General features: G+C 46.4%; 2 protein-coding genes. Both read right to left on the bottom strand.

Features of this window, described 5'->3' with window-relative positions:
* Positions 1-425, bottom strand: a 425-nt coding sequence (locus Xenpb_RS19475; protein ID WP_368666854.1) for a transposase, incomplete at its 3' end; no start/stop codon positions are given.
* A gap of 64 nt (positions 426-489) precedes the next feature.
* Positions 490-638: transposase (locus tag Xenpb_RS19470; RefSeq protein ID WP_222943056.1), on the bottom strand; the 149-nt coding region annotated here is incomplete at its 5' end.

The following is a 638-nucleotide window of genomic DNA, read 5'->3' as shown; positions in this document are numbered from 1 at the left end:
TCCGTAAACAACTCATCAACTGAACATCTTTTTTGCCTCCTTACCGCTTTTGCTCCGCCCCATTTGTGTTCTATCGGGTTCAAATCCGGACTATAAGCGGGAAGCCATTCCAGTTGACATCTGCTGTCTGCTATCGCTTGTGTCGTGTCATTCCGTTTATAGAAAGGTGCATTGTCCATCACTATCACGGCTCCGTGTGGAAGCTTTGGCAGCCAATCTTGCGTCATCCACGCATAAAAAACATCGGCATTAATATTCTCGGTAAACAAGCTTAAGGTGACGAAGGTATTTTCAATAATGGCACCAATGACGTTAATACGGCCTTTTGCGTGCCAATCATGCGTACCAAAACAGCGTAACCCTTTTTCCGAATAGCCATGTTGACGTGGCATCGATTGAGCAAAACCACTTTCATCCAAATACACAGTCGGCCTGCCCGTCCGTTCATAGTCGCTGATGCGCTCGATAAATGCCTGGCGCGCCTAAAGATCAGCGCGAGGGTGTTTTAATGTTTTTTTTATGGGTGATCCGAAGCCGTTTCAAGGCGTAATGAATAGCCGATTGTGAGACACCTAAACGTTTTGCTCTTTCCCATTGATAGTCATCGGGAAAGTTTTGGACATCCGCAATGAGCACCG

It is taken from the genome of Xenorhabdus sp. PB62.4, assembly GCF_014467285.1.
GTDB lineage: Bacteria > Pseudomonadota > Gammaproteobacteria > Enterobacterales > Enterobacteriaceae > Xenorhabdus.
This window is presented reverse-complemented; position numbering and strand designations above follow the sequence as displayed.